22 protein-coding genes are annotated in these 22,609 nt (G+C 67.3%); 14 read left to right on the top strand and 8 right to left on the bottom strand.

The window, feature by feature from the left end; genetic code table 11:
* Window positions 1-46 precede the first annotated feature (46 nt).
* Window positions 47-583, top strand: coding sequence for an inorganic diphosphatase (gene ppa / locus BoBH3_RS04670; RefSeq protein WP_262329565.1), 537 nt, complete (start codon window positions 47-49; stop codon window positions 581-583).
* A gap of 149 nt (window positions 584-732) precedes the next feature.
* Here ppa and BoBH3_RS04665 read toward each other — a convergent pair whose 3' ends face one another.
* Window positions 733-1,611, bottom strand: a complete 879-nt coding sequence (locus BoBH3_RS04665) for an HpcH/HpaI aldolase/citrate lyase family protein (protein WP_316045081.1) — start codon at window positions 1,609-1,611, stop codon at window positions 733-735.
* Between the two features lie 82 nt (window positions 1,612-1,693).
* Here BoBH3_RS04665 and BoBH3_RS24480 point away from each other — a divergent pair, with 82 nt between their 5' ends.
* The 7 genes from BoBH3_RS24480 (at window position 1,694) to BoBH3_RS04625 (ending at window position 8,521) form a co-directional block, all read left to right on the top strand.
* The gene (locus BoBH3_RS24480) at window positions 1,694-3,406 is read left to right on the top strand and encodes a serine/threonine dehydratase (RefSeq protein WP_316045080.1); all 1,713 of its coding nucleotides are present in this window, start codon (window positions 1,694-1,696) and stop codon (window positions 3,404-3,406) included.
* Between the two features lie 132 nt (window positions 3,407-3,538).
* Complete coding sequence (locus BoBH3_RS04650) at window positions 3,539-4,618, top strand: MaoC family dehydratase (protein ID WP_262329564.1); 1,080 nt, start codon at window positions 3,539-3,541, stop codon at window positions 4,616-4,618.
* A gap of 150 nt (window positions 4,619-4,768) precedes the next feature.
* A complete protein-coding gene (gene sdhC, locus BoBH3_RS04645) occupies window positions 4,769-5,170 on the top strand; it encodes a succinate dehydrogenase, cytochrome b556 subunit (protein WP_262329563.1) in 402 nt (133 codons plus the stop codon).
* Between the two features lie 11 nt (window positions 5,171-5,181).
* A complete protein-coding gene (gene sdhD / locus BoBH3_RS04640; protein ID WP_262329562.1) occupies window positions 5,182-5,574 on the top strand; it encodes a succinate dehydrogenase, hydrophobic membrane anchor protein in 393 nt (130 codons plus the stop codon).
* 4 nt (window positions 5,575-5,578) lie between these two features.
* Window positions 5,579-7,411 (top strand): succinate dehydrogenase flavoprotein subunit, encoded by a 1,833-nt coding sequence (gene sdhA, locus BoBH3_RS04635; RefSeq protein ID WP_262329561.1) that lies wholly within the window; start codon window positions 5,579-5,581, stop codon window positions 7,409-7,411.
* Between the two features lie 11 nt (window positions 7,412-7,422).
* Window positions 7,423-7,731 (top strand): hypothetical protein, encoded by a 309-nt coding sequence (locus BoBH3_RS04630; protein ID WP_262329560.1) that lies wholly within the window; start codon window positions 7,423-7,425, stop codon window positions 7,729-7,731.
* Window positions 7,724-8,521, top strand: coding sequence for a succinate dehydrogenase iron-sulfur subunit (locus tag BoBH3_RS04625; RefSeq protein WP_262329559.1), 798 nt, complete (start codon window positions 7,724-7,726; stop codon window positions 8,519-8,521). The genes BoBH3_RS04630 and BoBH3_RS04625 overlap by 8 nt, the downstream gene beginning before the upstream one ends.
* A gap of 185 nt (window positions 8,522-8,706) precedes the next feature.
* On the opposite strand, the gene BoBH3_RS04620 is transcribed toward BoBH3_RS04625, so the two are convergent.
* A complete protein-coding gene (locus BoBH3_RS04620) occupies window positions 8,707-9,948 on the bottom strand; it encodes an NAD(P)/FAD-dependent oxidoreductase (RefSeq protein ID WP_262329558.1) in 1,242 nt (413 codons plus the stop codon).
* Window positions 9,945-10,760, bottom strand: a complete 816-nt coding sequence (locus tag BoBH3_RS04615; RefSeq protein WP_410050548.1) for a glutamine amidotransferase — start codon at window positions 10,758-10,760, stop codon at window positions 9,945-9,947. Before BoBH3_RS04615 ends, BoBH3_RS04620 begins: the two co-directional genes overlap by 4 nt.
* Window positions 10,761-10,789: 29 nt before the next feature.
* Between BoBH3_RS04615 and BoBH3_RS04610 the strand changes: the two genes are divergently transcribed.
* The 4 genes from BoBH3_RS04610 (at window position 10,790) to BoBH3_RS04595 (ending at window position 16,131) form a co-directional block, all read left to right on the top strand.
* Entirely contained in the window at window positions 10,790-10,966 is a 177-nt protein-coding gene (locus BoBH3_RS04610) for a hypothetical protein (RefSeq protein WP_262329557.1), read from the top strand.
* A gap of 37 nt (window positions 10,967-11,003) precedes the next feature.
* Window positions 11,004-11,645, top strand: coding sequence for a TetR/AcrR family transcriptional regulator (locus BoBH3_RS04605; protein WP_262329556.1), 642 nt, complete (start codon window positions 11,004-11,006; stop codon window positions 11,643-11,645).
* Window positions 11,646-11,710: 65 nt separating this feature from the next.
* Window positions 11,711-12,898: an efflux RND transporter periplasmic adaptor subunit gene (locus tag BoBH3_RS04600; RefSeq protein WP_262329555.1), complete on the top strand. Its 1,188-nt coding sequence runs from the start codon at window positions 11,711-11,713 to the stop codon at window positions 12,896-12,898.
* 11 nt (window positions 12,899-12,909) lie between these two features.
* Window positions 12,910-16,131, top strand: coding sequence for an efflux RND transporter permease subunit (locus tag BoBH3_RS04595; protein WP_262329554.1), 3,222 nt, complete (start codon window positions 12,910-12,912; stop codon window positions 16,129-16,131).
* Window positions 16,132-16,135: 4 nt separating this feature from the next.
* Here BoBH3_RS04595 and BoBH3_RS04590 read toward each other — a convergent pair whose 3' ends face one another.
* The 4 genes from BoBH3_RS04590 to BoBH3_RS04575 form a co-directional block, all read right to left on the bottom strand.
* Window positions 16,136-16,810 (bottom strand): hypothetical protein, encoded by a 675-nt coding sequence (locus BoBH3_RS04590; protein ID WP_262329553.1) that lies wholly within the window; start codon window positions 16,808-16,810, stop codon window positions 16,136-16,138.
* A gap of 135 nt (window positions 16,811-16,945) precedes the next feature.
* The gene (locus BoBH3_RS04585) at window positions 16,946-17,362 is read right to left on the bottom strand and encodes a hypothetical protein (protein ID WP_262329552.1); all 417 of its coding nucleotides are present in this window, start codon (window positions 17,360-17,362) and stop codon (window positions 16,946-16,948) included.
* A gap of 748 nt (window positions 17,363-18,110) precedes the next feature.
* Window positions 18,111-18,656 (bottom strand): hypothetical protein, encoded by a 546-nt coding sequence (locus tag BoBH3_RS04580; protein ID WP_262329551.1) that lies wholly within the window; start codon window positions 18,654-18,656, stop codon window positions 18,111-18,113.
* A gap of 88 nt (window positions 18,657-18,744) precedes the next feature.
* Window positions 18,745-19,647, bottom strand: coding sequence for a DMT family transporter (locus tag BoBH3_RS04575; protein WP_262329550.1), 903 nt, complete (start codon window positions 19,645-19,647; stop codon window positions 18,745-18,747).
* 166 nt (window positions 19,648-19,813) lie between these two features.
* Here BoBH3_RS04575 and BoBH3_RS04570 point away from each other — a divergent pair, with 166 nt between their 5' ends.
* Both BoBH3_RS04570 and obgE read left to right on the top strand, forming a co-directional pair.
* The gene (locus tag BoBH3_RS04570) at window positions 19,814-20,680 is read left to right on the top strand and encodes a LysR family transcriptional regulator (protein ID WP_262329549.1); all 867 of its coding nucleotides are present in this window, start codon (window positions 19,814-19,816) and stop codon (window positions 20,678-20,680) included.
* Window positions 20,681-20,723: 43 nt separating this feature from the next.
* Entirely contained in the window at window positions 20,724-21,767 is a 1,044-nt protein-coding gene (gene obgE / locus BoBH3_RS04565; protein ID WP_262329548.1) for a GTPase ObgE, read from the top strand.
* Between the two features lie 9 nt (window positions 21,768-21,776).
* Here the strand turns inward: obgE and BoBH3_RS04560 are convergent, their stop codons facing one another.
* Window positions 21,777-22,553 (bottom strand): hypothetical protein, encoded by a 777-nt coding sequence (locus tag BoBH3_RS04560; RefSeq protein ID WP_262329547.1) that lies wholly within the window; start codon window positions 22,551-22,553, stop codon window positions 21,777-21,779.
* Window positions 22,554-22,609 lie beyond the last annotated feature (56 nt).

The raw sequence follows: 22,609 nt of genomic DNA, 5'->3' as shown, positions 1-22,609 counted from the left end.
GAAATTGCATAAGGCCCGGCGAAATATCTCAGTGACAGGTTAACCAATGCGCATCGACGCCATCTCCATCGGCAAGAACCCGCCCGACGAAGTCAATGTCGTGATCGAAGTGGCGATCGGCGGCGAACCGATCAAGTATGAGATGGACAAGGAAGCCGGCACGCTCTTCGTCGACCGCTTCCTCTATACGCCGATGCGCTATCCGGGGAATTACGGCTTCATCCCGCACACGCTCTCCGAAGATGGCGACCCGTGCGACGTGCTGGTCGCCAATACGCGCCCGCTGGTTCCGGGCTCCTACATCGCCGTGCGCCCGATCGGCGTGATGCTGATGGAGGACGAGGGCGGCGGCGACGAGAAGATCATCGCCGTGCCGGTGCCGAAGCTGACCAAGCGCTACGAGAACGTCCACAACTACACCGATCTGCCGCAGATCACGCTCGACCAGATCCAGCACTTCTTCGAGCACTACAAGGATCTGGAGCCTGGCAAGTGGGTGAAGCTCAAGGGCTGGGGCGACGCCGCCATGGCCAAGAAGCTCATCGTCGAGGCGATGGACCGCGCCAAGGCCGCGAAGGCGTGAAGCCCTTCTCCCCTCGGGGGAGAAGGTGTCTGCGCAGCAGACGGATGAGGGAAGGGTCGCGCTAGCGGCCCTTTCTTGTTTCCGGCCGAGGCTCTGCCCTCATCCGTCACGGCTTCGCCGTGCCACCTTCTCCCCCGAGGGGAGAAGGCTCAAGCGCTGGTGATCGCGTCCGCCAGTGCCACCGTCCGGCGGGCGATCTCGGCGTGGAGCAGTTCGACCATGCGCCCGTCGAGCTGGATCGCGCCCTTGCCGGCGTTCTCCGGCTGGTCGAAGGCGGCGATGACCGCTCGGGCCCGCGCCAGCTCCGCCGCGTCCGGCGCGAAGACGGCATTGGCGGGGCCGAGCTGGGCCGGGTGGATCAGCGTCTTGCCGTCGAAACCGAGATCGCGCGCCTGCTCGCACTCGGCCTGGAAGCCGGCCTCGTCCTTGATGTCATTGTAGACGCCGTCGAGGATGTCGATGCCGTGCGCGCGGGCGGCGAGCAGCGCGCTCGTCAGCCAGGGCAGCATCGGGCCGCGGCCGGGCAGGAAGCGGGCGCGCGTCTCCTTGGCGAGGTCGTTGGTGCCCATGACGAAGCAGGACAGGCGCGTGCGCCGGTCCCGTGCGGCCCGCGCGATGCGCTCGATGTCGAGGATGGCGAGCGGCGTCTCGACCATCGCCCAGACCCGGATACCGGGCGCGGCCCACAGGCCCTCCAGAAGCGTGCCGACCTGCTGCAGCGTCTCCGGCGACGAAACTTTCGGGATCAGGATGGCGTCGGGCCCGGCCTCTGCGGCGGCGGCGAGGTCGTCCTTGAACCAGGGGGTGTCGAGCCCGTTCACGCGGATCACCAGCTCGCGCCGGCCATAGCCGCCGGCCTTGACCGCGGCGCAGACCTGTTCGCGTGCCGCCGCCTTGGCGTCGGGCGCGACCGCGTCCTCCAGATCGAGGATCAGGACGTCGGCGGGGAGCTCGCGGGCCTTTTCGAGCGCGCGGGCATTCGAGCCGGGCATGTAGAGGGCGCTGCGGCGGGGATGGATCTTGGTCATGATGCCTCCTGGCGGATTGCGCTGCACTGCACACTAGACGTGACAGGACTGCAACGGCAGTTGTGCGAAAGGAGGAGCGGCCATGGCGTGGATCGCGGGTGTCGATGGCTGCAAGGCGGGCTGGATCGCCGCGCTGGTGGACACCGAGGCCAAGGAACCGCCGCTGCTGCGCGTCGTGCCGCGGCTCGCCGATCTGCTGGAAGGCCCTGACGCGGCGTCGCTCGTTGCAGTGGACATGCCGATCGGCCTGCCCGACCGGGTCAACGGTTCGGGGCGCGGGCCGGAGCAACTGGTGCGGCCGCTGCTTGGGGAGCGTCAATCCTCCGTCTTCTCGATTCCCGCCCGCGCTGCCGTGGAGGCGGAGGATTATTGGGACGCGTGCCGGCTGGCGCTCTCCTTTTCCGAGCCGCCGCGGAAGGTCTCGAAGCAGGGCTTCCATCTCTTTCCCAAGATCCGCGAGATCGACCTGCTGCTGCGGCAGACCCCGCCATTGCGCGAGCGGGTCTTCGAGGTGCATCCCGAACTCGCCTTCCGGACGATGAAGGGGGCATCGCTTACGACGCCGAAGAAGATCAGGGGCGTGGTCAATCCTGCCGGCATGGCGGAGCGTCGCGCGCTCCTTGTCGCGGCCGGCATCTCCATGGACGTCGCCCATGCGCGGCCGCCGCGCGGCGCTGCGGCCGACGATGCGCTCGACGCGCTGGCGGCTCTGGTCGTCGCCCGGCACATCGCCGCCGGGCGCGGAACGCCCTTCCCCGATCCGCCGGGACGCGATAGCCACGGGCTTCCCATCGCGATCTGGACCTTCCGGTCCGAGCGCCCGCCCGCACAGGATTCCGCCATGACCGAGCGCCCCGTCACCCGCCCGATGATCGAGGCCGCCGCCGCGCGCATCGCCGGCCATGCTCGCGTCACGCCGGTGATGCGGCTGGGCACAGGCGCCTTCGGCTCGGGCGCGGATATCTCGCTAAAGCTCGAATGCCTGCAGCATGCCGGCTCCTTCAAGACGCGCGGCGCCTTCAACAACCTGCTTTCTCTGCCGGTGCCGGCTGCCGGCGTCTCGGCTGCTTCCGGCGGCAATCACGGCGCGGCCGTGGCTTATGCGGCGATGAAGCGCGGCGTGAAGGCCTCGATCTTCGTGCCGGAGATCTCGCCGGCCGCGAAGATCGAGGCGATCCGTCGCTTCGGTGCCGATGTAGTGGTCGGTGGGGCGCAATATGACGATGCGCAGGCCGCCTGCGATCGCTTCGTGGCCGAGACCGGCGCGCTCAAAATCCACCCCTTCGCGGCGGTGGAGACCATTGCCGGCCAGGGTACGCTCGGCCGCGAATGGGACAGCCAGGAGTCCGATCTCGACACCGTTCTCGTCGCGGTCGGCGGCGGCGGCCTGATCTCGGGGATCGCGAGCTGGTTCGCCGGCTCGAAGGTCAAGGTCGTCGGCGTCGAGCCGGAGGGCTCGCGCGCCCTGCAGGCGGCCTTCGAGGCGAAGGGGCCTGTCGAGGTCAAGGTTGCTTCGGTCGCCGCGGATTCGCTCGGCGCGCGCAATGTCGGCCAGCTCGTCTATGACGCGACGAAGGACGCGGTCGATCAGATCGTGCTGGTGCCCGATGCCGCGATTACTGAAGCTCAGGGGACGCTCTGGCGCGATTTCCGCCTCGCGGTCGAGCCGGGCGGTGCGGCTGCGCTCGGGGCGCTGCTCTCCGGCGCCTACAAGCCGGCAGCGGGGGAGCGGCTCGGCGTGCTGGTCTGCGGGGCGAATGTCGATCTGGCGAAACTCGCGACGATCGTGGGGTGAGCCGTTGTCATTCCGGGATGCCGCGAAGCGGCAGACCCGGAATGACAAGGGATGCTCGATCTTTCGTTGGGGCTGGACGCTGCCCGTCGGCGCGGCGCACACTCAGCCAGAGCCAACCCGAGCCCGCATCCCATGTCCGAGACCGCGCCCAAGACTGCGTCCGCGCCCAAGACCAATCCCGGCCGCTTCTTCGAGGATTTCGCGGTCGGCGAGCAGATCGTCCATGCGACGCCGCGTACGGTCACGGCCGGGGATGTCTCGCTTTATACCGCGCTTTACGGGCCGCGCTTTGCCGTCCAGTCCTCCGATGATTTTGCGAAGGGGCTCGGCTATCCGGCCGCGCCTGTCGACGACTTGCTGGTCTTCCACATCGTCTTCGGCAAGACCGTGCCGGATGTCTCGCTCAATGCCGTCGCCAATCTTGGTTATGCGGATGGCCGCTTCCTGCGCCCCGTCTTCCCGGGCGACACGCTCTCGACCACCTCGAAGGTCATCGGGCTGAAGCAGACCTCATCCGGCGATGCCGGCATCGTCTATGTCCGTTCGATCGGCCGCAACCAGCATGGCGATGCGGTGCTGAGCTATGTCCGCTGGGTGCTGGTGCGCAAGCGCGTGCCGGGCACGCCGGCCCATGCCGAGCATGCGCCGGAGGTGCCGAAGGCCGTGCCGGCCGCCGAGCTAGGCGGCGGCTGCCCGCCCATCGGGCTTGCGGGTTATGAGGAGGCGCTGGCCGGCTCGCCCTATCGCTGGGGCGACTATTCCAAGGGCGAGTGCATCGACCATGTCGACGGGATGACCGTCGAGGAGGCCGAGCACCAGATCGCCACGCGCCTCTACCAGAACACCGCCAAGGTGCATTTCGACGCCCATGCGGCGAAGGGGAGTCGTTTCGGCAAGCGCCTGATCTATGGCGGCCATGTCATCAGCCTGGCGCGGGCGCTGTCCTTCAACGGGCTGGGCAATGCCTTCCACATCGCCGCGATCAATGGCGGGCGCCATGTCGCGCCGCTCTTCGCGGGCGATACCGTCTATGCCTGGAGCGAGGTGCTGGAGAGCGCGGCGCTACCCGGCCGCGAGGATGTCGGAGCGCTGCGGCTGAGGCTCGTCGCCACGAAGAACCAGCCCTGCGGCGCCTATCCGCTGCGCGTGGGCGAGGACTACGATCCCAGCGTGATCCTCGATTTCGATTACTGGGCGCTGCTGCCGCGTTAAGCTTTCGGCAACAAAATGACGAATTTCAGAATCTGTAACTTTCCTTTGCGCGTGCCGCATTGCGGCATCGGGCTGGTTTCGTTACAGAGCCAGTCACTCTAGAATGATGCAAAACGGGTCTGCCGCGTCGGCGGACCGCCTGACCGGAGAATGATTTTGGCCGAGGTCAAGCCAGCGGCTCGCCCGCTTTCGCCGCATCTGCAGATCTATCGCTGGTCCTGGACGATGGCGATGTCCATCGCCCACCGCGTCACCGGCACGGGGCTTTATCTCGGCACGATCCTGATCGCAGCCTGGCTCGTCGCCGCTGCCTCCGGGCCGGCGGCCTTCGAAACCGCCCAGGCGATCGCCGGCTCCTTCCTCGGTCGCCTCGTGCTCTTCCTCTACAGCTTCTCGCTGATCCACCACATGGTCGGCGGCCTGCGCCATTTCGTCTGGGACCTCGGGCACGGCTATGATCCGCAGACGCGGATGAACATGGCGAAGTTCTCGATCGCCGTCTCCGCGCCTCTGACGGTCCTGATCTGGATCGTCGCGCTGGTCCTGCGCTGAGGAGCCCCGCCATGCTGTCCAATTCCTCGATGCGCACCCCGCTCGCCCGCGTCCGCGGCCTGGGTTCCGCCAAGTCCGGCACCGGTCATTTCTGGCTGCAGCGCGTCACCGCCGTCGCCAACGTCATCCTCACGCTGATCTTCGTCGGCGTGGTGATCGCGCTCGTCGGCAGGCCCTATGCGTCGGCTGTCGCGCTGCTGTCGAACCCCTGCGTCGCCATCCTGATGCTGCTCTTCATCCTGTCGGCCTGCATCCATATGCGGCTCGGGATGCAGGTCATCATCGAGGATTACATCCATGCCGAGTTTCCGAAGATCCTCGCCGTGATGGGCAACACCTTCTTCGCCATCGCCGTGGGCGCCGCCAGCGTCTACGCGGTGCTGAAGCTGTCTTTTGGAGGCTGATCCGATGGCGATCACCAAGTCCCGCCCGGTCCCGGCCTATACCGGCACTGCCTATCCGATCACCGACCACACCTTCGACGTCGTCGTCGTCGGCGCCGGCGGCGCGGGGCTTCGCGCCACGGTCGGCTGCTCGCAGGCCGGCCTGCGTACCGCCTGCATCAGCAAGGTGTTCCCGACGCGCTCGCACACCGTCGCAGCCCAGGGCGGCGTCGCCGCCTCGCTCGGTAACATGGGCAAGGACACCTGGCAGTGGCACATGTTCGACACCGTGAAGGGGTCTGACTGGCTGGGCGACCAGGACGCCATCGAATATCTGGTGCGCAACGCGCCGGCCGCCGTCTACGAGCTCGAGCATTGGGGCGTGCCCTTCTCGCGCACCGAGGACGGCAAGATCTACCAGCGCCCCTTCGGCGGCATGACCACCGAGTTCGGCGAGGGCCCGCCGGCCCAGCGCACCTGCGCCGCGGCAGACCGCACCGGCCACGCCATGCTGCACACGCTCTATGGGCAGGCGTTGCGCTACAATACCGAGTTCTTCATCGAATACTTCGCCATCGACCTGATCATGGACGAGGACGGGCATTGCCGGGGCGTGATCGCGCTCAAGCTCGATGACGGCACGCTGCATCGCTTCCGCTCCCAGCAGACGATCCTGGCGACGGGCGGCTACGGCCGCGCCTATTTCTCCGCGACCTCGGCCCATACCTGCACCGGCGACGGCGGCGGCATGGTGCTGCGCGCCGGCCTGCCGATGCAGGACATGGAGTTCGTGCAGTTCCACCCGACCGGCATCTACGGATCGGGCTGCCTGATCACGGAAGGCGCGCGCGGCGAGGGCGGTTACCTCACCAATTCCGAGGGCGAGCGCTTCATGGAGCGCTATGCCCCCTCCGCCAAGGACCTCGCCTCGCGCGACGTCGTCTCGCGCTCGATGACGATGGAGATCCGGGCGGGCCGTGGCGTCGGCAAGGACAAGGACCACATCTACCTGCACCTCGACCATCTCGACCCGAAGATCCTGCACGAGCGCCTGCCCGGCATCTCGGAGAGCGCCAAGATCTTCGCCGGCGTCGATGTCACGCGCGAGCCGATCCCGGTTCTTCCGACGGTGCACTACAACATGGGCGGCATCCCGACGAACTTCCACGGCGAGGTGTTGACCAAGGTCGACGGCAACCCGGATACGGTCGTTCCCGGCCTGATGGCAATCGGCGAGGCGGCCTGCGTCTCGGTGCATGGCGCCAACCGCCTCGGCTCCAACTCGCTGATCGACCTCGTGGTGTTCGGCCGCGCGGCCGGCCTGCGCTGCGCCGACACGGTGACGGCGGGCGAGAAGCAGCCGGAACTGCCGAAGGGCTCGTCGGATCTCGCGCTCAGCCGCCTCGACAAGTATCGCAACGCCTCCGGCGGCACGCCGACCGCGGTGCTGCGCGACCGGATGCAGCGGACGATGCAGAACAACTGCGCCGTCTATCGCGAGGGCGACACGCTGGAAGAGGGCCACAAGCTCATCCACGAGGTCTGGGGCGGGCTCCCCGATGTCGGCACGAAGGATCGCTCGCTGATCTGGAACTCGGACCTGATCGAGACCTTGGAGTTCGATAACCTCATCACCCAGGCGGTCGTCACCATGGACTCGGCGCTGAACCGCCCGGAAAGCCGCGGCGCGCATGCCCGCGAGGACTATCCGAACCGCGACGACAAGGACTGGATGAAGCACACGCTCGCCTGGACCGACGACGAGAAGCGCACGGTCACGCTCGATGACCGGCCGGTGCATACGTACACGATGTCCAACGACATCGAGTACATCAAGCCCAAGGCGCGGGTGTACTGAGGAGAAGCGGGTTGGCTGATCGGCTCAACATGATGAGTTATCAGCTGGCGATCTTCGTTTTTGAGACCGTCGTCGCAGTGGCGTACGTCGCGTTGTTATCGATAGCAGGAGTCTTTCTGTCGATATACGCGCTGGTTTACGTTGGCGAGTATGCTTTTGATTTCGGTGGCGTCGACATTGACGATGGCTGGCCCGGAATTGTTTTGGTGCTTTGCGTGGTATCGGGATTCGCAGTTTCGTTCGGGCTCGGCTGCATAACAGCCAAGCCACTCTGGAAGAAGCTGACGTCCTTCGGTCTCAACGGAAGAGAAAATGGCTGAATTCAATCTCCCGCAGAACTCCCGCCTGACCGAGGGCAAGGCCTGGCCGAAGCCGGCCAGCGCCAAGAACGTCACCGAGTTCAAGATCTATCGCTGGAACCCGGACGACACCGCCAATCCGCGCACCGACACCTATTATGTCGACCGCGACGATTGCGGGCCGATGGTCCTCGACGCGCTGATCTGGATCAAGAACAAGGTCGACCCGACGCTGACCTTCCGCCGCTCCTGCCGCGAGGGCATCTGCGGCTCCTGCGCCATGAACATGGACGGCAAGAACGGGCTCGCCTGCACCACCGGCATCGACGAGTGCGGCCAGTCCAAGTCTTCCGGGGGCCGCATCGCGATCTATCCGCTGCCGCATATGCCGGTGGTCAAGGATCTCGTGCCAGACCTGACGCGCTTCTATGCGCAGCACGCCTCGATCGAGCCCTGGCTGAAGACGACGACGCCGGCTCCCGAGAAGGAATGGCGCCAGGCCAAGGACGACCGCGAGAAGCTCGACGGCCTCTATGAGTGCATCCTCTGCGCCTGCTGCTCGACCTCCTGCCCGAGCTACTGGTGGAACGGCGACCGCTATCTCGGCCCGGCCGCGTTGCTGCAGGCCTATCGCTGGCTGATCGACTCGCGCGACGAGGCGACCGGCGAGCGCCTCGACAATCTGGAAGATCCCTTCCGGCTCTATCGCTGCCACACCATCATGAACTGCGCGAACGCCTGCCCGAAGGGGTTGAACCCGGCCAAGGCGATTGCGGAAGTGAAGAAGATGATGGTGACGCGTCAGGTCTGACGACGTGTCATCCCGTGCGCGCTGCGGTATGTAATGCCGCTGCGCAGACACGGGATCGTTTTCCAAAAAGGGCGCGTTCTCATCCGGGAACGCGCCCTCTCAATCTTAAAGGGCCTTCTCGTCGCGCGGTCCCGCATCTGCGCAGCAGCACTTCGTGCCGCAGCGCGTGCGGGATGACACCTTCATCAGCCGATATACCGCCCCGGCCGGAACGGTGTCGGGTCGATCGGCGGGCTCTCGCCGCAGACCATGGCGGCGATCATCTCGCCGGTGATCGGACCGGTCGAGAAGCCGATATGCTGGTTGCCGAAAGCGAGCCAGAGGCCGGGATTGCGCGGAGCCTCGCCGATCATCGGCAAGGAATCCGGCAGGGTAGGACGCGCGCCGCGCCAGGTTTCGCCCACGACCTCACCGAGAGGGAGCGCCTCGCGGGCGGCGGCGGTGACGCCGTCGATCTGGCGGTGTTCATCGGGCGCATCGCGGAAGGAGAGGTCGACGCCGCTGGTGACGCGGTAGCCCTGCTCCATCGGCGCCATGAAATAGGCGGCGTCGACATCGTAGACCGGCCGTGACAGGGCCGCGCCGGCTTCCGGCTTCAGATGGCGGTGATAGCCACGCTCGACATCGAGCTTCGGATCGAGGCCGAGAGGCTTCAGCAGATCGCCGCTCCAGGGACCGAGCGCGACGACGACGATATCGGCATCGAAGCTCCCGGCGGTGGTGCTCGCCCGCCAGCCATTGCCGTTGCGGGCGAGGCCGGTGATCGCGGCCTGCTCGATCTTGCCGCCGCGTTGGGCGAAGAGCGCCGCATAAGCCTCGGTGACGGCGCCAGGCGAATCGACCGATCCGACACAGGGGATCAGGAGCCCGGCCGGGAAGATCGGCTTCAGGCTAGGCTCGATGCCGGAAATGCCTTGCCGGTCGAGAATCTGGGACTCGATGCCGCGGCTTTTCAGGAAATCATGCTCGGCCCGCGCCGCCTCATGGCCCGCCTCCGTGCGCCAGAGCTTGAGAGAACCGGTTTCGCGCAGGCGGTGCGATACGCCGGCCTCGGCCATCAGGGCGCGATGGAGCTCGACCGTGCTCGCCGTCAGCGCCTGCAAGGCGGCGATGCGGGCGGCCCCTTGCGAGGGGCGGGCCTCCCAAAGGAAGCGCAGCAGCCAGCCCGGCCGGCTGAAGGCGCGGCGCCAGCTCAGGTTCAGCGCCGGGTGGCGGTTGCCGAGATAGCCCGTGATCTTGGCGTAGAGGGAGGGGTTGTTGAGCGGCACGATCGAGGAGGCCGCGAGCACGCCGGCATTGCCGTAGGAGGTTTCGCGGCCGGGCTCGCGGCGGTCGATCAGCGTGACAGCGATGCCGCGCTTCTGGAGCGCGAGCGCGCAGGAGACGCCGACCATGCCGGCGCCGAGAACAATAGCAGTGCGGGTCAAAGCGGCTCCGTGCCGGCGCAGGCGGGCTGTTTCAGCCAGTGGTCGAGGAAGGCGTCGAGCCAGAGCCGGATCGCCGGGTCGTGCTGGAACCAGCCCGGCACATGGGTGTGGCCGAGCTGGGCGCCGGGCATCAGCGTGCGCTCATGCCCGCGCACCGACCAGCGATACATCATCGCCGGGGTGACTTCCGGGTGGAACTGGATGCCGTAGACGCGCGAGGCGGCGCGGATCGCCTGGGTCGGAAAATCGCCGCCCAGCGCAAGGCATTCGGCGCCGCTCGGGCAATCGAAGCCGTCGCGATGCCACTGATAGACGGTGCCCGGCCAGACGAAGCTGGCCGTTTCGGCGTGGGTCTTGCCGGCATCGGTGATCGAAAGCGGATAGTAGCCGACTTCGGCGCGGCCCTCGCCATGGGTATAGACGCGCGCACCCATATGCTTGGCCAGCATCTGCGCGCCGAGGCAGATGCCGAGAAAGGGCGCGTCTTCCTTCAGGCAGGTGCCGATCCAGTCGATCTCGGTCTTGATGAAGTCGTCCGGATCGTTGGCGCCCTGCGGACCGCCGAAGATCACGGCTCCGGCATGGTCGCGCATCGTCTGCGGCAGCGGATCGCCGAAGCGCGGTTTGCGGATGTCGAGCGCATGGCCGCGCGCCTGCAGGAGCCGGCCGACGCGGCCGGGAGTCGAATGCTCCTGATGGAGCACGATCAGCACGGGCTTCGGCGCGGGGTCGCGCGGCCGGGCTGAGATGGGGGAACGGGTCCTGCGGGCCGGGAACAGTGGGAAGGCGTGGTCGTTCATCACGGTCTTCATGCTCGCCTGCGCGCCGGCGGAGGGGAGGGATGCGCGCGAAGCCATTCGAGATCGCCCGTCAGGATGCGGTTCCACGCGGGGCGTGGCAAGCAATTTATGCGCCGAGCCTGAGCAAAATCTTTCGGTATCCGCATCGAAAAGAGCAAATCCTTCCCGATTCTGCTGCGCTGCAACGGGCCTCGCTTGACGGCGAGCGCCCTTTCTGAGATGAGAATGAACGTTCATTCTCATCTCAGAGTGCCAATGCCACCCGTTGTCCCGGCTGCGCTGACCGATTCGAACCTTTCCGAGCGCCATATCCGCATCCTCGATGCGGCCGAGCGCGTCTTCGCGCACGCCGGCTTCCACGCGGCGACGATGCAGGATGTCGCGGCCGAGGCGGGGATGAGCCCCGGCAATCTCTACCGCTACTTCAGCTCCAAGGACGCGATCATCGCCGGCATGGCCGAGCGCGACCGCTCGCTGATCGCGGCTGATTTCGGCAGCCTGCATCCGGGCAACGGCGCGCTGCTCGACCAGCTCGAGGCGCTGGCGCGCAAGCACCTCATCGATCCGCCGCGCGAGAAGGCGGTGATCGCCCTGCAGATCTGGGCGGAGGCAGCGCGCAATCCCGAGATGGCGAGCATGTGCGCCGATATCGATGGCACGGTGATGCAGGGCCTCGCCGCCGCCATCGCCGTGGCCAAGGCCAATGGCGAGCTGCCGGCGCGGCTCGACGACAACCGCTTCCTGCTCGCCGTCTCGATGATGGCGGACGGCTATTTCTGCCGGCGCGGCATGGACCCCGCCTTCGACGAGGCCTTCGCGGCCGAAACGCTGTTCGCAGGCATGCGCCAGCTCGCCCAGACCATGCTGCTGCCAGAGGCAGAGGAGACGACGCCATGACGTCCGCCCCCGCCCGGCACTCTCCGTTTTCCTCCGGCCCCGCGGCCGCAACAGGATCGCTTCCGATGCTTCTTCGCTCGACCGCCTTGCGCTCGACCGCGCCGCTGGCGCTCGCTCTCGCCCTGCTGGCGGCGCCGCTGCCGCTCGCAGCGCAGACGCCCGCGAAGCCCACTGTGGCCGCCGGCCCCTCAGTCACCGTGACGCAAGCCGCGCTGACCGAGATCGTCCAGAGCGTGGTCGTCTCCGGTTCGATGATCGCCCGCGACGAGATCCTGGTGCAGCCGGAGGTCGATAGCCTCGCCGTCATCGAGCTTCTGGCCGAAGAGGGCGACAAGGTCGCGCAAGGCCAGGTGCTGGCGCGGCTGGACCGAACGACGCTCGATGTCCAGAAGGCGCAGAACGACGCCCAGATCGCCCGCGCCGAAGCCCTGGTCGCGCAGGCGAATGCCCAGATCGCCGAGGCGGACGCCAACCTCGTCCAGGCCAACAATGCCTTCGACCGCACAAAGGCGCTGCGCGACACCGGCAATGCCAGCATCGAGACGTTCGACCAGCGCGCCGCTGCCGCGCGCTCCGGCCAGGCACGCGCCAATTCGGCGCGGCAGGCGCTGGCGATCGCAACGGCCGATCTCGCGCTCGCCAAGGCGCAGGGCAGGGACATCGCCGTCCGGCTGGGGCGCACCGAGATCAAGGCGCCCGGCGCCGGCATCGTCAGCCGCCGCACGGCGAAGCTTGGCCAGACGACCAGCATGATGCCGCAGAGCGAGCCGTTGTTTCGGATCGTTGCGGACGGTGCCGTCGAACTGGAGGCGCAGGTCGCCGAGGTCGAGCTGCCGGGGCTCAAGATCGGCCAGAAGGTTGCGGTGACGCCGGCCGGCGCGAAAGATGCGCTGGCGGGAACGATCCGGCTCATCGCGCCGGAGGTCGACAAGGCGTCGCGCCTCGGCCGGGTGCGTGTCGCGCTCGACGGCAATCCGCCGGTCGCGATCGGCACCTTCGCGCGCGGTGTCATCGAGACCGGCCGCAAGAAGGCCGTGACCCTGCCGCTCTCGGCCATCACCTATAGCCGGGGCGGCGCCTCGGTGCAGGCCGTGAAGGACGGCAAGGTCTCGACCAAGCCCGTCACGCTCGGCCTTGCCGGCGGCGGCCGCGCCGAGATCGTGACCGGCCTCGCCGAGGGCGAGACCGTGGTTGCGCGCGCCGGCACCTTCGTGCGCGATGGCGACCTCGTCACGCCGGTTGCGACGAACTGACGGGGCCGGCCATGGACATCAACATCTCGGCCTGGTCGATCCGCAAGCCCGTTCCGGCTATCCTGCTCTTCGTCGTGCTCTGCGTGCTCGGGCTGCTCGCCTTCTCGAAGCTGCCGGTCACGCGCTTTCCGAACATCGACGTGCCGCTGGTCTCGGTGACGATCACGCAGGCCGGCGCCGCGCCGGCCGAGCTCGAAAGTCAGATCAGCAAGCGCGTCGAGGATTCGGTCGCCAACATCACCGGCGTGAAGCATGTCGTCTCGACGCTGACCGACGGACAGTCGCAGACCCTGATCGAGTTCCGGCTCGAGACCGATACCGACCGGGCCGTCAACGACGTCAAGGACGCCGTCGCCAAGATCAGGGCGGACCTCCCGCGCACGATCGACGAGCCGGTGATCCAGCGGATCGACGTGGAGGGCCAGTCGATCCTGACCTATGGCGCGGCCTCGGCCGGCATGACGCTGGAGCAGCTCTCCTGGCATGTCGACGATATCGTCGCGCGTGAACTACAGGGGCTGAAGGGCGTCGGCCGCGTCGAGCGCTATGGCGGCGTCGACCGCGAAATCCGCGTCTCGCTCGATCCTGACCGGCTGCTCGCGCTCGGCATCACGGCCGGGGAGGTCAACCGCCAGATCCGCGCCACCAATGTCGACCTCGCCGGCGGGCGCGGCGAGATCGGCGGGCAGGAGCAGACCGTGCGCATGCTCGCCGGTGCACGGACCGTGGCGGAGCTCGCCGAGACCAAGATCATGCTCTCGGGCGGGCGCGAGGTGCGTCTGAAGGAACTAGGCCGCGTCGATGATTCCAATTCCGAGCCGCGGGCCTTCGGCCGGCTGAACAAGCAGCCGGTCGTCACCTTCGCGGTGTTCCGTTCGAAGGGTTCGAGCGAGCTTTCGGTGAAGGACGTCGTGGCCCAGCGCGTTGCCGAGTTGAACCAGCGCTTCCCCGACATCAAGCTCTCGCCGATCGACGACGCGGTTGCCTATACCCACGGCAACTACAAGGCGGCGATGGAGACGCTGATCGAGGGCGCCGTGCTCGCCGTCATCGTCGTCTTCCTGTTCCTGCGCAACTGGCGCGCCACGCTGATCACGGCGGTCGCGCTGCCGCTATCCGCCATCCCGACCTTCTGGGCGATGGAGCTGATGGGCTTCTCGCTGAACCTCGTCAGCCTGCTCGGCATCACGCTGGTGACCGGCATCCTCGTCGACGACGCCATCGTCGAGATCGAGAACATCGTCCGGCACATGAAGATGGGCAAGTCGCCCTATCGCGCGGCGATGGAGGCGGCCGACGAGATCGGGCTCGCGGTCATCGCGATCACGCTGACCATCGTCGCGATCTTCGCGCCGGTCTCCTTCATGGGCGGCGTCGCGGGCCAGTATTTCCGGCAGTTCGGCCTGACGGTGGCGGTGGCTGTGCTGTTCTCGCTCTTGGTCGCGCGGCTCATCACGCCGATGATGGCGGCCTATCTGATGAAGCCGGTGGAACATGCCGAGCCGAAAGACGGGCTCATCATGGGCGCCTATGTCGGGCTGCTCAAGGGCTCGCTCAAGCGTCGGCGCATCCCGTTCTTCCCGCGCCTCGACGGCTCGCGCCAGTGGCGGACGATGCCGTTCAACACGGCCTATGCGACGCTCATCATTGGCTTCATGTTCCTGATCGGCTCGATCCAGGCCACGCAGATGCTGCCGACCGGATTCATCCCGGACGAGGACACTTCACGCGTCGTCGCAAGCGTCGAGCTGCCGCCGGGCTCGACGCTGGAGGATACGCGCCTCACGACGGACCGGATCGTCGATACGCTCCGGACCATCCCCGAGGTCCGCGACGTCTTCGTGCTCGGCGGCGCTTCGCCGACCGGCCAGCGCGAGGTGCGCCGGGCATCCGTCTTCGTGCTGCTGAAGCCCAAGGCTGAGCGCGACATTGCGCAGAAGGAGCTCAAGGTCACCATCGCCGAGAAGCTCGCCGGCGTGCCGGATGTGCGCGCCTGGTATGTCAACGAGCGCGGCGAGCGCGAGATGGCCTTCTCGATCATGTCGAAGGACGGCGAGGCGCTCGATGCGGCGGTGGCGAAGATCGAGGCGAAGATGCGCCAGGTCGACGGCTATCTCAACGTCGCGACCGCGGGCTCGCTGAGCCGGCCGGAGCTGCGCGTCACGCCGAAGCTGGAGGAGGCCGCCAATCTCGGCGTCACGCCGGAGGCGATCTCGGAGGCCGTGCGCGTCGCGACCATCGGCGATGTCGGCGCCAACCTCGCCAAGTTCAACGCGGGCGACCGGCTGGTGCCGATCCGTGTGCAGCTCGACGAGTCGGCGCGCACCGACATCCGCAACATCGCGGCGCTGCGCGTGACCAACGCCACGGGCGTCTCGATTCCGCTCACGGCCGTGGCCGAGATCGGCTTCGGCGAGGGCCCGAGCTCGATCGACCGCTATGACCGCGTCCGCCGCGCCCAGATCGGCGCCGATCTCAAGCGCGGCTTCGAGCTCGGCACGGCGCAGGACAAGTTCCAGGAGATCGTCAAGGAGGTCGGCCTGCCGCCGGGCGTCTGGATCGCCGCCACCGGCGACGCCGAGATCCAGGGCGAGGTCGTCCAGGGCTTCATCACCGCGATGACGACCGGCCTGATGCTGGTGCTGGCGGTGCTGATCCTGCTCTTCGGCTCGGTCTTCCAGCCGATCACGATCCTGCTCTCGCTGCCGCTGTCGTTCGGCGGTGTGGTCATCGCACTGCTGGCGACCCACAACGCCGTCTCGATGCCGGTCTATATCGGCCTGCTGATGCTGATGGGCATCGTCACCAAGAATGCGATCATGCTGGTCGATTTCGCGGTGGAGGAGGTCGGCCGCGGCAAGGACCGTTTCACGGCGCTGATCGAGGCCGGCCGCAAGCGCGCGCGGCCAATCCTGATGACCACCATCGCCATGGCGGCCGGCATGCTGCCCTCGGCCTATGGCGTCGGCGACGGCGGCGAGTTCCGCGCGCCGATGGCGATCGCGGTGATCGGCGGCCTGCTCGTCTCGACCGTGCTCTCGCTCGTCTTCGTGCCGTCCTTCTACATGGTGATGGACGATCTCTCGCGGGCGACCGGCTGGCTCTTCGGCCGCTTCTTCGGCAAGGCCGAGGATGAGAGCCTGTGGGAGAAGATGGACGAGCACGCGGCGCCGGCCACAGCGACCGCCGAGGCGATGTCGAAGCCGGCTCCGCCAAGGTTGGCGGCGGAGTGAGGGCTCAGGGCTGCGGCTGGAGTTCGAGCGGGAAGGGGCTCGGCCGCCAGTATTCCGACAGTTTCCAGCGATTGATCGCTTCCCCCTCCCATGTATGCAGCAGGGCGGCGGCGGCGGCGCGATCGTTGGCCAGAAGCAGCGGCTGAAGATCATCTAGGAGGACGCGCAAGACAGGCTCCATCACGCGGTGACCGCGCGGTATCTGAGCGAGGACTTCCAGGCTCGCGGCCGCCGGTTCGAAATCGCCGTGAGCCGTATGGATAAACGCCCTCATGTGCGCCATTTCGAATGCATCTTCGAAAAGGCTTTCCGGGCCATGCCAGCGCGCGTCGGATCTCGGTAGAAAGGTCTGCAGATCGATTTGCTTCAGCGAGGGCAGTGCATATTCGCGGATGACGTCCTCGAATCTCTGCTGAAGATCCGGTTGCGTCCAGCTGGGCAGCCAGTTTTCGTATCTCTTGATCTGCGAAACAGCGCGTGGCGATTCGTTGGTAGGAACGAAGCTCGGCCCGACAAACAGCGCGATATCGAAGCGATCGGCTTCGCCTGTCCGATAGATGCTGAACCCCCGCACGACGTGATAGATGGGCAGGAGATAAACCTCATGCCTACTGACCAGCAGGTCTCCGCGCTCTTGGTAGGGGCGGAGAAGCTTGTGAATCTGTCGCCGCGTCGTCACTGTTGTGGCCTCAGCTCGATTACGAGGAGCCGCGTCACAAATCCGGAGATGCGCATTGCCGCATCGGCGAGGGTGTCTGACCGCGTTCGGGAGAGTTCGCGCCCGACCTTGATGTCGTAAAGGCAGCGGGTGCCATTAGCGCCCTTTTCGTGCACATCGAATCTGGCGGTTCCCGCCGTTCCATGGCTGTTCACCCATTTCTTGCCGTTCCTTGAAATAGGACCGTTCCGCAAAGACGTCAGGGTTTTTCCAAGCATCGACTTTCTGCTTCAACCGAAGGTGAACGTCCGTGCCATATTTCTGCATCGTAGCAAAATTGCTGGATGGCCCTGCCTCGCGTGCTGCATCATCCAGCATTTCTTGAATCTTGGGGAGATACGGGCAGGCCTTTTCGACCTCGGAACGATCGACTCTGCCCACCCACGTAACGTCGAAGGAGCCAGCTTGCCCAGGTGCATAATCGTTGGCGCGAAAGCCAAGGATAGACTGAAGGCCGGTCGCATTTCCCAGCGTGTTGAACCAGCCGAACAGCTTGTCGGCTGCCTGCGGCAATGAGCTGCCCGACCCTCTGTTCCGTCCCCATCGCGCTTCGACGATGTCAGCAATTGGTTCTGGTCCATCCGGCGTCCAGACCGCCCTGCTTACGACCTCGCCGTCTGGACCATCGATGCGGATTGATTGAACTTTGTCGGTGGTCTCGAAGCTGATCGTGCCGCTGGTCGTGGTGACGGTCTGGCGCTCGTCGAAGCCGGCGGCGCGGGAAGCGGCATATTCCGACTGAATCGTCGTGCCTTCGCCGTCGGTGACGGCCTGCTCGAAGACGGTGCCGTCCTCATTCCAGCCTTCGCTCAGCGAGGACCAGCCGGCCTCGCCCTCTCGGCTGCGCCTTCAGCAGTGCCGAAGCCGGGCAGGCCGGGGATTCCGGCGGCAAGACCGCCGCCTCCGCCTCCCGTGCCGCTGGTCCATTGTCCGCCGCCTGAATTCCCGGCGGGGACGCGGGGCTGATCGGGATTGTATTTGAGGCAGCGCTGCTCGCGACGGATCAGGTCGAGTTCACGGCGCAGGCGAAGCAGGCGCAAACGGAGGACGCGAAGCTCGCTTCCGCGAGCAGAGAGACGATGATGGGCTCCCGGAAGGAGCCCTAGTGTCCGATAGCTTTAGCGACCGGGGATAAGTTGGCCGCTACGCCAGCGCACCGCGGCAAGCGTTCGCGTCTCACTAGTGAGAACGATCCTGGGACTCCGGCAACTAACCAGATGGCGTTACCTCGGCCGCTCGACAGGCGAGCAACCCCCGCCCATCAATCCTCTTTCAACGACAGGTCGATGTTCTGGCCCTTGCCGGGCTCGCTGCCGCGCAGGGTGAACTCGACGCCGCTGCCTTGCCCGCTGCCACGGCGGGAAATCGTCAAGGTTGCGGGCGGGTTCGGGCGGCGGCTCTCGGCCGTTTCGTTGAAGGCCAGAGTCAGCCTCTGCCCCTGCCGTCGGCCGGAGAGGTTCGCCACCGTGCCGGTGCTTTCCCTGAACGTCCCGACATAGCGCCCGGTCTGCGGATCGAGGCGCAGCTCGATCTGGATCTTGGTACCGAGGACGATCGCGGTGCTGCAGCTTCCTTCGAGGCTCAGGCGGGTGCCTTGCTGGTCGCCATTGAACGCACATGTCAGCGAGCGGCTGCTCCCGCCGGCCCTCTGGAGCGTGCCGCTGCCGCTGAAACGACCCTCCAGCGAACTGAGGAAGCCCGCCGCGTCGCGATCGGTCTCCCTCTCGGCCAGGCTCGGCTGCGCCAGCAGCGACAAGGCCGCTGCCAGCAGCGCTTTCGCGATGAGATGTCGTGTCATGATCTCCACTCCTGCCGGCTCAACGCCTCAGGAGCGGTTTGGATCGTGCCGCGGCGGAAAAAGCCGGAAGCCCTCTCCGGCGGGGGAGCCTCCCGGCTCAGCCGCGCCGCACCAGCAGCACGGCGGCCAGGATCGCGACGCCGCCGAAGGCCTGCACGGGTGTCGGCTGCTCGCCGAAGAGCGCCCAGGCGGCGAGCACGCTGACCAGCGCCGGCCAGACCATGACGAGCGAGGCGGCGCTCGCGCCATAGCTGCCGAGCGAGAGCGTGATCAGCCCCTGGCCGAGCGCATGGGAGACGAGACCGAGCGCGGCGACCGCGAGCCAGCCCTGCAGGCTCGCGGGAACGATCTGCTCGCCGAGCGCGAGCGCCGCCGCAAGGCAGAAGACGGCGCAGATCGCGCTCGAGATAAGGCTGACGCGCCCGGCATCGGCATGGTCGCGCGCCCGGCGTACGGCCAGGATGTAGCCCGCATAGGAGAGGGCGGCGGCGAAGGCGAGGCTGTCGCCGAAGAGAGTGCCAGAGGCGGGCGCCGTGCCGGAGAAGCGGGGCAGTACGAGCAGGAGCGCGCCGGCGACCGCCAGCATCAGGGCGCCGAGGATGCGTCGCGAGGGGCGCTCGCCGAGCAGCAGCCAGCCGCCGAGCACGACGCCGACCGGCGCGAGATTGCCGAGCAGCGAGGCGTTGGCAATGGTCGTGTGGCCAAGGGCGGCATTGTAGAGCACGACGTCGAAGCCGAAGGCGATCCCGGCCAGCGCGATGGCACCGAAGGCGCCGCTGCGGGGCATATTTCGAGCGGGGCCGCGCCGCTCCAGTGCGGTCCAGGCCGCGAGGATCGGCAGGGCGAAGATCATGCGCCAGAAGCCCGCCGCCGCCGGGCCGACATCGGCGAGGCGCACGAAGATGCCCGAAAAGCCGATGCAGGTGGCGCCGAGGAGCAGTGCGAGGAACATCGCGAGCGCGGGCGAGGCGGGACGGACGGAAATCGCGGGAGCGGACATGATCGTCTTCTATTTTTCTGTCGGGCCGGGCTTCCTGCCGCGCTGCGCGCGCTGCCGTCCGGCGTTTGGCCCGATATAGGGCGCTTCCTTCCATCGGAAAAACGGATTATTCTCATTTAACCATTCTTAAAATCGATCGAAGCTAGGTGTTTCAATCGGGGACGCCATGAACGGACATTTCGACCTCGCCGCGCTCGGCATGTTGGTGGCCGTGGCCGAGACAGGCGGCTTCACGGCCGCGAGCACGCGGCTCGGCCGCACGCAGTCGGCGATCTCGGTGCGCATCCAGGATCTCGAGCATCAGCTCGGCCACAAGCTGCTGGAGCGCTCGCGGCGCGGCGTCACGCCGACCGACGCCGGCGAGCGGCTGATCGCCCATGCGCGGCGCCTGCTTGCGGTCGAGCGCGAGGCGCTGGCCGATCTCGGCGGCGACACGCCGTCCGGCCGGCTGCGCATCGGTATCCCCGACGACTATATGGACGGCTATCTGCGGCCGCTGATCGCGCGCTTCGCCGCCGAGCATCCCAAGGTCGAGCTCGAAGTGCGCTGCGACCTGTCGAAGCGGATCGAGCCGGCCCTGCTGGCGGGCGAGTTCGACCTCGCCGTGGTGACGCAGGACCCGCACCGGCCGCTGGGCGAGGTGCTGCGGCGCGAGCCGGTGACCTGGGTCGCGGCGCGCGGGCACCGGCCGGAGCTGCAGGAGGTCCTGCCGCTCGCCCTGTTCTCCGAGGGGTGCCGGATCAGGCCGCGCCTCCTTGCCGCGCTGAACACGGCCGGCAAGGCGCATCGGCTGGTCTTCTCGTGCTCTCATAGCTCGGGCGTGCTCTCGGCGGTGGAGGCAGGGTTCTGTGTCGCGGCGCTGACCGAGAGTGTGGTTCCGCCTTCGCTGCGCCGGCTCGGCCCGGCCGAGGGTCTGCCGCCGCTGTTCGAGATGTCGGTCGCGCTGATCATGGGGCCGAATCCGGATCTTGCGGCGCGGCGCTTCGCCGATGCCCTGCGAGAGGAAATGAGCATGCTGCGGGTGGCCGCATGAGCGGTGCATTGCCCTTCGGCTCCGCCATCACTACTGAGAAGCCATGAAATTCCTCGACCAGGCCAAGATCTATGTGAAGGCGGGTGATGGCGGCGCGGGCTGCGTCTCCTTCCGCCGTGAGAAGTTCATCGAGTTCGGCGGGCCCAATGGCGGCGATGGCGGGCGCGGCGGCGACGTCGTGGTCGAATGCGTGCAGGGGCTGAACACGCTGATCGATTATCGCTACCAGCAGCATTTCAAGGCCAAGACCGGCGAGCACGGCATGGGCAAGGACCGGCACGGCGCCAATTCGCCGGTCGTGGTGCTGAAGGTGCCGCCGGGCACCGAGATTCTCGAAGAGGACGGCGAGACCAAGATCGCGGACCTGACCGAGCCGGGCCAGCGCTTCGTGCTGTGCAAGGGCGGCAATGGCGGCTTCGGCAACGCCTACTTCAAGACCGCGACCAACCAGGCGCCGCGCCATGCCAATCCCGGCCTGCCGGGCGAGGAGCGCTGGGTCTGGCTCCGGCTCAAGCTGATTGCGGATGCCGGGCTCGTCGGCCTGCCCAATGCCGGCAAGTCGACCTTCCTCGCCACGGTGACCGCCGCCAAGCCCAAGATCGCCGATTATCCTTTCACGACGCTGCATCCGGGGCTCGGCGTGGTGCGAGTCGACGGGCGCGAGATGGTGCTCGCCGACATCCCCGGGCTGATCGAGGGCGCGCATGAGGGCCATGGCCTCGGCGACCGCTTCCTCGGCCATATCGAGCGCTGCCGCGTGCTGCTGCATCTGGTCGAGGGCACGAGCGAGCACGCCGGCAAGGCCTACAAGACTGTGCGCGAGGAACTCGAGGCCTATGGCGAGGGGCTCGCCGAGAAGCCGGAGATCGTCGCGCTCTCCAAGGCCGACGCGCTGACGCCCGAAATGCTTAAGGAGCAGGTCGCGCGCCTCAAGCGGGCGGCGAAGCGTGCGCCGATCGTGCTCTCTTCTGCCTCGGGCGAGGGCGTGGACGAGGCGCTGCGGGCGCTCTTCACCGTCGTCGAGGAAGCACGCCGCGAGGAAGAGCGCGAGAACGCTCCGGTCGAGGAAACCGGCTGGCGGCCGTAACCCGGTCCTCTAGCGGAAATCGCGCCAGGCCTGGACGCGGTGGATGTTCTCGCGGTCGCGGGCCGCTTCGCCGAAGGGCGCGACCGGCCAGTCCCAGCGTTCGTCGGCGGGCGGCAGCGGAACGCCGCGCATCAGGTCGAGCCGGTCGGTGACGTTGCCGGCGCGGTCATGCTCGATCATCTCCACATCGCTCAGAAGCACGACGTGTCCGGGGAAGCGGCGCAGGTCGTCGAGATGCCAGGCGATGCAGCGCGCCGGCAGGTCCGCGGGCAGGCGCTTCGCCTCTGTGGCATGATCCTCCAGCCAGTCCTCGACCGGCCAGGCGAGCTGCGAGAGAAGGTTGGCCGAGACGACGAGGTCGATAGCCGGGGCGGCGGCAAGATCGGCCAGCGGATCGGTGCGGCGGTCGCTCTCGCCCCCGAGCCAGTCCATGATGCCCGAGAGGTCCCGGGTCAGCAGCGTCACGTTGCGGTGGAAGCGCATGCGCAGCCGCACCGTCGGCAGGTGAACCGCATCGACCAGCAGGACACGCTCGAAACGCGCCGCGAGCTGGCCGACTGAAACGTCACGCAGCATCCCGGAGCCGAGAACAACCGCTGTCCGGCGCTGCGGCAGCTCGTCCACGACCCCAGCGACGATCGCGCGGCAGCACGCGTGATGTTCGGCCCAGGCCTTGCGCTGGCGGTTGCCGCGCGCCCAGAGCGAGACGCTCTCGGTCACGAGGCCGAGCTTGCGCGTCATCCGGCCGGCGGGCGTCGCCAGCCACAGGGCCAGTTCGGCCAGCATGGCTAGGCGCTTCGCATCTGCTGTTCCCGAAAGCCGGCTCCCATGCTTCGGCCCGA

The sequence above is a fragment of the Allobosea sp. BH3 genome, from assembly GCF_025499465.1.
In the GTDB taxonomy this organism is placed as follows: Bacteria; Pseudomonadota; Alphaproteobacteria; order Rhizobiales; family Beijerinckiaceae; genus Allobosea.
Note: the sequence above shows the minus strand (reverse complement) of the source record. Positions and strands in the feature narration are given on the sequence as shown.

Bases quoted from the DNA above. Each gene is read 5' to 3' on its own strand.
- BoBH3_RS04665 (WP_316045081.1), bottom strand. From the start codon at position 1,611: ATGACCAAGATCCATCCCCGCCGCAGCGCCCTCTACATGCCCGGCTCG.
- sdhA (WP_262329561.1), top strand. From the start codon at position 5,579: ATGGCGATCACCAAGTCCCGCCCGGTCCCGGCCTATACCGGCACTGCC.
- BoBH3_RS04625 (WP_262329559.1), top strand. From the start codon at position 7,724: ATGGCTGAATTCAATCTCCCGCAGAACTCCCGCCTGACCGAGGGCAAG.
- BoBH3_RS04610 (WP_262329557.1), top strand. From the start codon at position 10,790: ATGCGCGCGAAGCCATTCGAGATCGCCCGTCAGGATGCGGTTCCACGC.
- BoBH3_RS24480 (WP_316045080.1), top strand. From the start codon at position 1,694: ATGGCGTGGATCGCGGGTGTCGATGGCTGCAAGGCGGGCTGGATCGCC.
- sdhC (WP_262329563.1), top strand. From the start codon at position 4,769: ATGATTTTGGCCGAGGTCAAGCCAGCGGCTCGCCCGCTTTCGCCGCAT.
- BoBH3_RS04575 (WP_262329550.1), bottom strand. From the start codon at position 19,647: ATGTCCGCTCCCGCGATTTCCGTCCGTCCCGCCTCGCCCGCGCTCGCG.
- BoBH3_RS04650 (WP_262329564.1), top strand. From the start codon at position 3,539: ATGTCCGAGACCGCGCCCAAGACTGCGTCCGCGCCCAAGACCAATCCC.
- ppa (WP_262329565.1), top strand. From the start codon at position 47: ATGCGCATCGACGCCATCTCCATCGGCAAGAACCCGCCCGACGAAGTC.
- BoBH3_RS04605 (WP_262329556.1), top strand. From the start codon at position 11,004: ATGCCACCCGTTGTCCCGGCTGCGCTGACCGATTCGAACCTTTCCGAG.
- BoBH3_RS04615 (WP_410050548.1), bottom strand. From the start codon at position 10,760: ATGAAGACCGTGATGAACGACCACGCCTTCCCACTGTTCCCGGCCCGC.
- obgE (WP_262329548.1), top strand. From the start codon at position 20,724: ATGAAATTCCTCGACCAGGCCAAGATCTATGTGAAGGCGGGTGATGGC.
- BoBH3_RS04570 (WP_262329549.1), top strand. From the start codon at position 19,814: ATGAACGGACATTTCGACCTCGCCGCGCTCGGCATGTTGGTGGCCGTG.
- BoBH3_RS04595 (WP_262329554.1), top strand. From the start codon at position 12,910: ATGGACATCAACATCTCGGCCTGGTCGATCCGCAAGCCCGTTCCGGCT.
- BoBH3_RS04560 (WP_262329547.1), bottom strand. From the start codon at position 22,553: ATGCTGGCCGAACTGGCCCTGTGGCTGGCGACGCCCGCCGGCCGGATG.
- sdhD (WP_262329562.1), top strand. From the start codon at position 5,182: ATGCTGTCCAATTCCTCGATGCGCACCCCGCTCGCCCGCGTCCGCGGC.
- BoBH3_RS04600 (WP_262329555.1), top strand. From the start codon at position 11,711: ATGCTTCTTCGCTCGACCGCCTTGCGCTCGACCGCGCCGCTGGCGCTC.